General features: G+C 68.6%; 11 protein-coding genes. 4 read left to right on the forward strand and 7 right to left on the reverse strand.

Annotated features, from left to right (window positions below):
* Positions 1–85 precede the first annotated feature (85 nt).
* The gene (locus Q8Q77_RS16940; protein ID WP_305584828.1) at positions 86–1,339 is read left to right on the forward strand and encodes a type III PLP-dependent enzyme; all 1,254 of its coding nucleotides are present in this window, start codon (positions 86–88) and stop codon (positions 1,337–1,339) included.
* 87 nt (positions 1,340–1,426) lie between these two features.
* On the forward strand, positions 1,427–2,500 hold the full coding sequence (locus Q8Q77_RS16945; RefSeq protein ID WP_371130472.1) for a deoxyhypusine synthase: 1,074 nt from the start codon (positions 1,427–1,429) through the stop codon (positions 2,498–2,500).
* A 70-nt stretch (positions 2,501–2,570) separates the two neighbouring features.
* On the opposite strand, the gene Q8Q77_RS16950 is transcribed toward Q8Q77_RS16945, so the two are convergent.
* From Q8Q77_RS16950 to Q8Q77_RS16960, 3 genes are read right to left on the reverse strand one after another with little or no spacing between them, the layout of a single operon-like run.
* The gene (locus Q8Q77_RS16950; RefSeq protein WP_305584830.1) at positions 2,571–2,996 is read right to left on the reverse strand and encodes a hypothetical protein; all 426 of its coding nucleotides are present in this window, start codon (positions 2,994–2,996) and stop codon (positions 2,571–2,573) included.
* 10 nt (positions 2,997–3,006) lie between these two features.
* Positions 3,007–3,336 (reverse strand): hypothetical protein, encoded by a 330-nt coding sequence (locus Q8Q77_RS16955; RefSeq protein ID WP_305584831.1) that lies wholly within the window; start codon positions 3,334–3,336, stop codon positions 3,007–3,009.
* On the reverse strand, positions 3,333–3,716 hold the full coding sequence (locus tag Q8Q77_RS16960) for a DUF2089 domain-containing protein (protein ID WP_305584832.1): 384 nt from the start codon (positions 3,714–3,716) through the stop codon (positions 3,333–3,335). Before Q8Q77_RS16960 ends, Q8Q77_RS16955 begins: the two co-directional genes overlap by 4 nt.
* A gap of 150 nt (positions 3,717–3,866) precedes the next feature.
* Here Q8Q77_RS16960 and Q8Q77_RS16965 point away from each other — a divergent pair, with 150 nt between their 5' ends.
* Complete coding sequence (locus tag Q8Q77_RS16965; protein ID WP_305584834.1) at positions 3,867–4,664, forward strand: phosphatase PAP2 family protein; 798 nt, start codon at positions 3,867–3,869, stop codon at positions 4,662–4,664.
* On the opposite strand, the gene Q8Q77_RS16970 is transcribed toward Q8Q77_RS16965, so the two are convergent.
* Together Q8Q77_RS16970 and Q8Q77_RS16975 are read right to left on the reverse strand one after the other, a co-directional pair.
* Positions 4,661–5,431, reverse strand: coding sequence for a molybdopterin-dependent oxidoreductase (locus Q8Q77_RS16970; protein WP_305584835.1), 771 nt, complete (start codon positions 5,429–5,431; stop codon positions 4,661–4,663). The genes Q8Q77_RS16965 and Q8Q77_RS16970 overlap by 4 nt on opposite strands.
* Entirely contained in the window at positions 5,428–6,258 is an 831-nt protein-coding gene (locus Q8Q77_RS16975) for a cytochrome b/b6 domain-containing protein (RefSeq protein ID WP_305584836.1), read from the reverse strand. The genes Q8Q77_RS16970 and Q8Q77_RS16975 overlap by 4 nt, the downstream gene beginning before the upstream one ends.
* Before the next feature lie 115 nt (positions 6,259–6,373).
* On the opposite strand from Q8Q77_RS16975, the gene Q8Q77_RS16980 reads away from it, so the two are divergent.
* Positions 6,374–7,306, forward strand: a complete 933-nt coding sequence (locus tag Q8Q77_RS16980; RefSeq protein WP_305584837.1) for a thioesterase family protein — start codon at positions 6,374–6,376, stop codon at positions 7,304–7,306.
* A gap of 1 nt (position 7,307) precedes the next feature.
* Here the strand turns inward: Q8Q77_RS16980 and Q8Q77_RS16985 are convergent, their stop codons facing one another.
* The gene (locus Q8Q77_RS16985; RefSeq protein WP_305584839.1) at positions 7,308–8,183 is read right to left on the reverse strand and encodes an alpha/beta fold hydrolase; all 876 of its coding nucleotides are present in this window, start codon (positions 8,181–8,183) and stop codon (positions 7,308–7,310) included.
* Positions 8,184–8,325: 142 nt separating this feature from the next.
* A partial coding sequence (locus Q8Q77_RS16990; protein ID WP_305584840.1) for a hypothetical protein occupies positions 8,326–8,531 on the reverse strand: 206 nt, incomplete at its 5' end.

Raw genomic sequence — 8,531 nt, forward strand, 5'->3', positions numbered from 1 at the left:
ATTTCGCACCGCTCCGGCGGACCCGATGTCCTGAAAAGCGCTGCTAACGCCGGCTAGGTTCAACTGCCAATGGGGGTTACGTGAATTGCACACGTACCATACGCCCCTGGACCTGGTCCGTCAGCGGTCCCCGGAACGTCCTGTCGCAATAGCGCGACCGGACGCGGTGGCCGCAGCGGCGCGCTGGTTCCAGACGAATTTTCGAGGCGACGTCTTCTACGCGGTTAAGGCGAACCCTTCGCCTTGGGTCATCGAGACCTTGGTCGCGAACGGCGTCACCTCCTTCGATGTGGCCTCGATCCCCGAGATCGAGCTGATCGCGCAGCATGCGCCGGGCTCCCGCATGGCCTTCATGCACCCGGTGAAGAGCCGCGCGGCGATCTCGGCCGCCTATTTCGATCACGGCGTTCGCACCTTCGCGCTGGATACGCACGAAGAGCTGGCCAAGATCGTCGAGGCGACCAGCGAGGCCAAGGACCTGAACCTCATCGTCCGCCTCGCGGTGGCCGCCGAGGGCGCGGCCTACTCGCTGTCGGGCAAGTTCGGCGTCGACGCCCATGAGGCGCCGGCCCTGCTGCTGGCCGCTCGGCGCGCGACCCAGGACCTGATGGGCGTCTCCTTCCACGTGGGCAGCCAGTGCATGCGCCCTACGGCGTACCAAGCCGCCATGACCCAGGCCTCTCGCGCCCTGGTCCGCGCCGGCGTCTTCGCCGACGTGGTCGACGTGGGCGGCGGCTTCCCCTCGGTCTACCCGGGCATGGTTCCGCCAGCTCTGGCGGACTATGTGGACTCCATCGACCGCGGCTTCGCCGAGATGATGGTCCACGAGACCACCGAGCTGTGGTGCGAGCCGGGCCGGGCGCTGGTCGCCGAGGGTTCGTCGATCATCACCAAGGTCGAACTTCGCAAGGGCGAGGCGCTCTATCTGAACGACGGGTCGTATGGCTCGCTGTTCGACGCCGCGCACGCTAAATGGCCCTTTCCGGTCAAGCTCCTCCGCACCGAGGGCGGCGAGGCCCGCGAGGTCGAAGGCAACCTGAAGCCCTTCAAGTTCTGGGGCCCGACCTGCGATTCGCTGGACCACATGCCGGGCCCGTTCTGGCTGCCGGAAGACGTCCGCGAGGGCGACTATATCGAGATCGGCATGCTGGGCGCCTATGGCGTGGCCATGAACACCCGGTTCAACGGTTTCGGTGACGCCGAGATCGCCGAGACCAGAGATGCGCCCATGGCCTCGATGTTCGGCCTGGCGCGGCGTTCGATCCCCCTGCCCAAGCAGGAGAACCAGAACGTCGTGAAGCTGTCGCGTGCGCGCAGCAAGAAGCGTCGGCGGAAATAACACCCCGCCAGATTCGTTATTGGCGCGGCCGGTCGCTCCGTCCCGGCCGCGCCCTATGTCTTGGACGGGCGCTCAAACTCTCAAAGGATGCAGAGAATGAACGCTGACGTTCAGAAGACGAACCGCAAGGCCGAGCTGCTGGCCAACACCGTCGAGCACGTGGCGATCGACCAGTACGACGCCCGTCCGATCATCGACGCCATGCGCAAGATGAGCTTCACCAGCCGCGACACCGCCCGCGCCGCCGACATCTGGTCGATGTCTCTGGAAGACAAGGACTGCTCGACCTGGCTGACCCTGGCGGGTTCGACCAGCGCCGGCGGTTGCATGCACATCTACCGCGACATGGTGAAGTACGGGATGATCGACACGATCGTCGCCACGGGCGCCTCCATCGTCGACATGGATTTCTTCGAGGCCCTGGGCTTCAAGCACTACCAGGCCCAGTCCAACGTCGACGACCGCGACCTGCGCGACCTCTATATCGACCGCATCTACGACACCTATATCGACGAGGAAGAGCTCCAGAACTGCGACGGCACGATCTACGAGATCTGCGAACAGCTCGAGCCCCGCCCCTATTCCAGCCGCGAATTCATCCACGAGATGGGCAAGTGGCTGGCCGCGGGCAACGCCAAGAAGCCCGACTCGCTGATCGAGGTGGCCTATCGCGAAGGCGTGCCGATCTTCTGCCCGGCCTTCGTGGATTCATCGGCCGGCTTCGGCCTGGTCAAGCACCAGGTCGAGCGGATGAAGGCGAAGAAGCCCTACCTGACCATCGACGCTGTGGCCGACTTCCGCGAGCTGACCGACATCAAGCTGGCGGCCGGCACGACGGGCCTGTTCATGGTCGGCGGCGGGGTTCCCAAGAACTTCGCCCAGGACACCGTGGTCTGCGCTGAGATCCTCGGCCACGAGGCCGAGATGCATAAGTACGCCGTCCAGATCACCGTGGCCGACGTGCGCGACGGCGCCTGCTCGTCCTCGACGCTCAAGGAAGCCTGCTCCTGGGGCAAGGTCGACGTCACCTGGGAACAGATGGTGTTCGCCGAGGCCACGACGGTGGTGCCGCTGATCGCCTCCGACGCCTTCCACCGGGGCTCCTGGAAGAACCGCACCAAGCCGCGCTGGGCCAAGCTGTTCGACAAGGCCGCCGCCTAGCATCCGAAAAAGACGGCCGTCGCCGCTATCCCAGGCGGCGACGGCCGAGTTCGGCGACGGGGAGGCGTCGCTACTCGCAGAAGATCCTGACCTTGGTCCGGTCCTGATCGACATCGACCGTCAGCTCGTCGAGCTGCTCGACCAGTTCTTCCAGATTTTCAGGCTTCAACTGGTTCAGGTCGAACGGCACGCCGTTCCGGGCCATGGCCTCGTTGACCTTTTCCCGGGCGATCGGCGGGATGATGCTGGAGAGCCGTACGCCGGCCCGCAGCAGGTTCATCGGCACCCGGATATTGACCTTGGTCGGGCCATCGCCGGGCTCGTCGGTGTCCACCACCACGCGCAGATACTTCACAACGCGGGGCCGCGGGCCCGCCTCGGGACCGGCGGCGGGGCGGGGCGCGCGATCGAGGGCGGCCATCAGGCGCTCGGCCTCGTCGGCGGTGATTTTGCCTTCGCTCAGCATCTGCAGGATCGAGCGGCGATCTTCGCTCATGGGGCGTCTCCTAGACGATCTTGATGCGGACGAGCGCGTCCGGGGCCTGGACGTCGATTTCGGTTCCTCCGAGCGACAGCAGCACGCGGCCCACGGCCAGGACGGCGTCCAACGGGCTGACACCGCGCGGCCAGGGCACGAACACCGCCACGATCAGCAGCAGGAAGGCGAAGGGCGACAGGATCAGGAACAGGGCGGTCAGGGGCATCCAAAGCCGGATCACCGGCCGCTCGCCGGACATCGATCTTGCGCCAGGCCGGGCCACCGGCCGCCGATGACGCGCGGTGCGCATGGCGCGGGCCTGGAGGGTGGCGAGCGCCCGGATCGGGGTTCCGCTCATGGGCGTCCCTCCAGTTCGGAGATGGCGGCCTCGGCGGTGATCTCGCCGCGGCTGAGGCGGTCCAGCACGTCGGCGCGGGACGGCGGCACGTCGATCTCGACAAGGTCCAGGGCGCCGGCGATACGGTTCAGGCGGGCCTTGATGGTGGGATAGGAGACCCCGAACACCTGCTCCATCTCCTTGATCGAGCCGTGGCTCTTGAGGAAGGCGGCGACGAAGACCTGATCCTCGGCCGACAGCCTGGCGAGTTGGGGCGGCTCGAAGCCGCCCTCGATGGCCACGCCCGACTCCACCAGCCGCACGCGCTCGACCACGAAGGCCTTGCCCTGGGTCAGCTCAGTGAGCGCCTGCCAGTCATGATGAGGTTTTTGGGTCGTCATGAGCGGTCCGAATTGACTTTCTCAATCTTAGACTCGAGAAATTCAATTTCTCAAGCGCGAAATCGAGATTCTTCAGACTGAGGCGCCAAGCCGCTTGAACCGGGCCTCCGTCTGCGCATGATCGCGCCGACAAAAAGCCGGGAGGGGATCATGGATCGCAGACTGTTGGGCGCCGCGCTGGTCGTGGCCTTCGCCGGCGCCGGAATGGCGGTGGCGCAGCAGGCCGCCGCCCCGGCCCTTCCCACGGGCTATCTCACCCCGCAGACCTGGCCCGACGCGGCCAGGATTCTTCCGCAGGCGCCGGCGACAGGCTCGCCCCGGGAGGCCCGGGACCAGGAGGTCTTCAAGGCCACCCGGGCCCTGGAGGGTTCGCCGCGCTGGTCGCTCGCCCAGAACGACGTGCCTACCCTGCCCCAGGCCATGCTCAAGAACTTCAGCTGCGCGGTCGGGACGGAGATGACCCCGCAGAACGCGCCGAAGCTCAACGCCATGCTGAGCCGGGTCGGCCTCGACGCCGGACGACAGGTCGCCGCCGTGAAGGACGTGTTCAAGCGCAAGCGCCCCTACCTGATCGACGAGGGCAATATCTGCGTGCCCAAGTCCGACGGCCTGGCCGCCAGCCCGGACTATCCGTCGGGCCACGCCACCTGGGGCTGGAGCATCGGCCTGATCCTGGCCGAGATCGCTCCGGACCGGGCGACCTCGATCCTGACCCGCGCGCGGGCCTTCGGCGAGAGCCGGGTGGTCTGCGGCGTGCATTCGCCGAGCGCCGTCGACGCCGGCCGCACCAACGGCGGGGCGCTCGTCGCCACCCTGCACGGCGACCCGCAGTTCCGCGCCGACCTGGAAGCGGCCCGCGCCGAGGTCGCGGCCCTGCGCGCCGTAGCGGCGGCCCAGCCGGCCGCCTGCGCGGTGGAGACCGAGCTGGTGTCGAAGGCGGCGTACTAGATCCCCGCGTACCACTCGTAGCCGCGGTCTTCCCAGAACCCGCCCTTGCCGCGGCCGAGGTGGGCGAAGTCGGCGACGGCCTCGATGCGCATGAGGTACTTGGCGTGCTTGTAGCCGAGCTGGCGCTCGATCCGCACGCGGCAGGGGGCCCCGTACTTCATCGGCAGGGGCGCGCCGTTCATGGCGTAGGCCAGGATGGTCTGCGGGTGGTAGGCGTCGATCAGGTCGACGCTCTCATAATACTTGTTGGCGCCGTCCATGGCGTTGGGGTCGAGCGTGTCGGCGCAGTGGAAGACGAGGTAGCGGGCCGTGGGCTTCAATCCGGCGCGGTCCAGCAGGGGGCCGAGCTTCGCCCCGGTCCATTTACCGATCGACGACCAGCCCTCGACGCAGTCGTGCCGGGTGATCTGTGTGCGCGAAGGCTGACCCCGCAGTTCGTCCAGGCTGAGCGACAGGGGCCGTTCCACCAGGCCGTCGATCACCAGTCGCCAGTCGGCGAAGCCGGCCGCCAGCAAGGCGCGGTACTCCGGATCGGACGGCCCCACCGAGCCGTTGGCGCGGAAGTCGGGCGAGATCTCGGCTTCCGAGAACTCCCGGGCCAGGGCCGAGCGGTCCTGGACCAGGCGCTGGGCGCGGCGGGTGAGGCCCTCGGCGGCGGCCAGGCCCCGCTGGACGCCGGGGTTCATGCTGAGCCTGTCGCAGGCGCCGAGCAGCAGGCCGGCGGCGCCCAGCAGGACGCCGTTCAATCCTCTTCGCGAGACGGTCATGACGGGTCTCCGTCGGTACGGATGGCGAAGCGGCCAGTGATCATGGAGCGCAGGCCGTTGATCGGTCCCGAGACCAGCACCATCAGCACGTGGACCACGACGAAGGCCACGATCAGCCCCGCGCAGATGAAATGCAGGGTCCGCGCCGACTGCCGGCCGCCGAACAGTTCGGGCAGCCAGGGGAAGGCGGCGTTCATGCCCGGCGACATGGAGAGCCCCGTGGCCAGCATGGCCGGCAGCAGGATGAAGATCACCGCCAGGTAGCTCAGCTTCTGCAGGGCGTTGTAGCGGCGCGCCTCCTCGCCCTTGGGGAACCGCAGACGGGCGTGGTCGGCGATCTCGTGCAGCAGGTGGCGCGGCTTGAGTTGGTCGCGCTGCGGAAGCAGGTCGCGCCCCACATGGCCGTTCACCAGGTTTCCGGCGAGGTAGACCAGGCCATTCAGCACGAAGAGCCAGGCGAAGAAGAAGTGCCAGCGGCGCCCGGCCGCCAGGTCGCGATAGCCGGGCAGGGTGGCCCAGGCCGGGAAGCCCCGCGCCTCCATCGCCTGCGGCTTGCCCGACAGGCCGAACAGGCCCGTGGTCTCGACAGTGAGCTCCCCGACCTTGGTGACGCCCACCCGCGCGCCGTCAAGCTCCCTGGCCTGCATCGCCGCCCACGGCTCGGCGAAGCGCGAGACATCGCCCCAATAGAGCGCTGGATGTGCGTTGAAGATCTGCAGCCCGCTCGCCAACAGGACCAACAGGGCGGCCAGGTTGATCCAATGGGTGACGCGTGTGACCACGGCGTGCCGGTAGACGAGCACCTGGGCGGGCGGCGGATCGGACATCGGGAGCATTCCTTAGCGCGGCGAAGCTTGCCACGACACCGATACGACCGCCATGGCTCGCCGGATGCCGGCGCGATCAGTTAAGGTCCCGCCGCAATTCCGGGGGAACGATCACGTGACAAGTCAGGGCGTCGAGGTCTGGAGCGGCGGCGTCAACACCTGGGAATGCGACGAGATGGGCCACCTGAACGTCAGGTTCTGGGTGGCCAAGGCGCTGGAGGCCCTGGCCGGCCTGGCCGCGAACCTCGGGATGCCGCACGCCTTCGCCGCCCACGGCCAGGCGACCCTGGCGATCCGCGAGCTGCACATGCGTTTCCTGCGCGAGGCGCAGGCGGGGACCTGGCTCTACGCGATGGGCGGGGTGTCCGAGATCGACGAGAGCGGCGCGCGCCTGCTGATCGTGCTGCACCACGCTTCAGGCGAACCGGCCGCCACCTTCCAGGTCAAGGTCGACCACGCCACCGTCGCCGACCTGCGGCCCTTCCCCTGGCCCGAGCGCATCCTGGAGCGAGCCGAGGGCCTGCGCGTCGAGGTCCCGCCCTATGCGGCCGCGCGAAGCGTCGACCTCGCCCCCGTCGCGGCCACCGCCAGCCTGGCGCGGGCCGACGAGCTCAAGCTGATGCGGATCGGCCTGGGCGTGGTCGGCCCCTCGGAGTGCGACGTGTTTGGCCGGATGAGCGCCGAGCGGTTCATCGGCCGGGTCTCCGATGGCATCGCGCGGCTGTTCGGCGAGGACCGTCCGGGACCGGACCCGGTCCCCGGCGAGCCGCCGCCGCGCATGGGCGGGGCCGTGCTGGAGTACCGCGCGGTTTATCTGGACTGGCCGAGAGCCGGCGACGGGGTGGAGTTGCGCTCGGGGATCGCCGAAAGCACGCCGCGCATCCGCCGCGCGGTCCACTGGATGGTGGATCCGCTGATCGGCCGCCCCTGGGTGACCTCGGAGGCCATCGCCATCTCGTTCGATCTCGACAAGCGCAAGATCGTCGACGTCGGCGCCGAGGGCCAGGCGGCCTACCTGGCCCGCGTCACGCCGGGCCTGGCGCTCTAGGTCAGGCTTCCACGGCCTCGCGAAGGGCTGCCTGGACGAGGTCGGGGCGTTCCATCGGCAGGAAGTGGGTGGTTCCCGGGACCGTCTCCATGCGGATGCGGCCGGCCGCCTGCAGGGCCGCCAGCCGGGGATGGTCGCGGCAGGTCGAACCCTCTTCGGCCCGCAGGATGCGGATGGGAACCTGGGCGGCCTCGAAGGCCCCCAGGGTGTCATGGCCATGGGACGTGAAGTTCGACGCTTCCCAGGCCGGCGCGCAGGACAGCTCCACCTGGCCGTCGGGCCGGTCGCGGAAGCCGTCGGCCACATAGCCCTCCAGCATGGCCAGGCTCCACGAGGCGAAGGCGCCGCGGCCCGAATAGGCCGCGATCACGGCCTCGCGGCTGGGGAACACCGCGCGCCGGCGCAGGGCGCCCTGCACCAGGGGCGAGTTGCTCACCACCTCGGCCTCGCTGGTCGGCGGAATCACCACCGGGTCGGCGAGCACCAGGCTGCGCACGCGCTCGGGAGCCTGGGCCTGGGCGAGCACGCTGGCCGCCCCGCCCATGGAGTGGCCGGCGAGAATCACCTGGCGCAGGTCGAGGGCCGACAGCAGGGCCAGGAGGTCGTCGCGCAGGTCGTACCAGGAGGTCCGGCCCTCGGTCTCCGTCGGCAGGGTGGAGCCGCCGTGGCCCCGCTGATCGACCGCCAGCACCCGCAGGCTGTCGCCCAACGGCGCGAGGATGGGGGCGTAGGCGCGGGCGTTGAAGCCGTTGGCGTGGATAAAGACGATGTCGATCGGGCGATCGAGGGGGCCGAACTCATAGCCGGCCATGGCCCCGCCGCGCCCGGCCAGGTCGATCAGCCGCGCGCGCGTGGCCTCGCTCACCGTCAGATCCATGCAATTCCCTCCGCCGACCCGCCTATATAGGGCGTCAGGCGCCCGAAACCATCGCATGGCCGCATCCCGACAAACCCAGCAAACGCCCCGGTTTTCGCAACGGAAGTCGACCCAGGATCAAAAGTGATCACGAGGGCGTGAATTAAAGCCTTGCCCTCAGCGCGAAGCGCGGCATATTCCTGACCTGCGTACGCGACGTTCCCTCTTCGGGTCGCTTCGTATGACGCTCTAACCTCCGTTTCCAGGGGACCCAGGGACCATGACCACCGAAATCCTTCGCAAGCTGCTCGTCGCCGGCGCCGCCGTCGCCGCCCTCTCCGTCGCCGCCTGCGGCAAGCCGGCTGAAAA

Origin of the sequence: Phenylobacterium sp., from assembly GCF_030698145.1 — a bacterium.
Lineage (GTDB): Bacteria > Pseudomonadota > Alphaproteobacteria > Caulobacterales > Caulobacteraceae > Phenylobacterium.